General features: G+C 62.7%; 1 protein-coding gene. It reads left to right on the forward strand.

Features of this window, described 5'->3' with window-relative positions; translation table 11 throughout:
* Window positions 1-70: 70 nt before the first annotated feature.
* Window positions 71-1,215, forward strand: a protein-coding gene (locus ACFTZB_RS45705; RefSeq protein ID WP_378442624.1) for an IS3 family transposase whose coding sequence is annotated in 2 segments (ribosomal slippage) — window positions 71-350 and window positions 350-1,215 — 1,146 coding nt in all. Because the reading frame shifts where the segments join, the coding sequence is not laid out codon by codon here.
* Window positions 1,216-1,255: the final 40 nt, after the last annotated feature.

Below are 1,255 nucleotides of genomic sequence, written 5' to 3' on the forward strand. Positions count from 1 at the left end.
GGGACTGCCCCGGCTCTGGTTGACACCTGACCCGTGAGGGATCTGCCCTCACGGTGGAAGGATGATCGACATGCCGAAGCCGTATCCGGAAGAGTTCCGCCGCGACGTCGTCGCCGTGGCCCGCAAGCGCGAAGCCCCGCTGGAGCAAATCGCGAAGGATTTCGGGATATCCGAGACCTGCCTGAAGAACTGGCTCCGCAAGGCCGACATCGAGGACGGCACCCGCCCCGGCGTCACAAGAGACGAATCCGACGAGCTCCGCGAGGCCCGCAAACGGATCCGGCTACTAGAACAGGAAGCGGAGGTGATGCGCCGGGCGGTGGCCTACCTGTCCCGCGACATCAACCCAAAATGATGTACCCGCTGGTCCGTGACCTTGCCGCCGACGGAATCCCCGTCGCGGTGACCTGCCGGGTACTGGGATTCTCCCGCCAAGCGTTCTACAAGTGGAACACCGATCCGGTCTCGCGGCGGGATTGGGACGATGCCCATCTGATCAACGCCGCGCACGACATCCACGCCGACGATCCGGAGTTCGGCTACCGATTCATAGCCGACGAACTACCCTCCCACGGTATCGTCGCCGGCGAGAATCGCGTCCACAGATTGTGTTCACTGCAGCAGATCTTCTCGGTGTTCGCCAAGAAGCGAGGGCTTCATCGTCGATCCGGGCCGCCGGTCCATGACGACCTCGTCAGGCGGCAGTTCACCGCGGAGCAGCCGGATCGGCTGTGGTTGACCGACATCACCGAGCACTGGACGGACGAGGGCAAGCTCTATCTCTGCGCGATCAAGGACTGCTTCTCCACCCGGATCGTCGGCTATTCGATCTCCGACCGGATGACCGCGGACCTGGCGTGCACGGCGCTGCGGAACGCAATCGCCCTCCGCAACCCGGACGGCACCGTGGTTCATTCCGATCGGGGAAGCCAATTCCGTTCCGGAATGTATGTAGAAGTATTGGGCTGCAATGGTTTACAAGGCTCCATGGGGAAAGTTGGGGCATGTGGCGACAATGCGGCGATGGAATCGTTCTTTGCGTTGCTGCAACGCAATGTCCTCGATCGTCGCCGCTGGAGCAGCCGTGAGGAACTACGGTTGGCGATCGTCGGATGGATCGAGAAGACTTACCATCGGCGGCGCCGACAACGTGGCCTCGGTCGACTAACGCCCATCGAGTATGAGACGCTCCATCAGGCCGCACACGCGGCCTGAACTGCACACCCCGAGTGTCAACCACGGTGGGGGCAGTCCC

This window comes from Rhodococcus sp. NPDC057014 (assembly GCF_042673295.1).
Lineage (GTDB): Bacteria > Actinomycetota > Actinomycetes > Mycobacteriales > Mycobacteriaceae > Rhodococcus_F.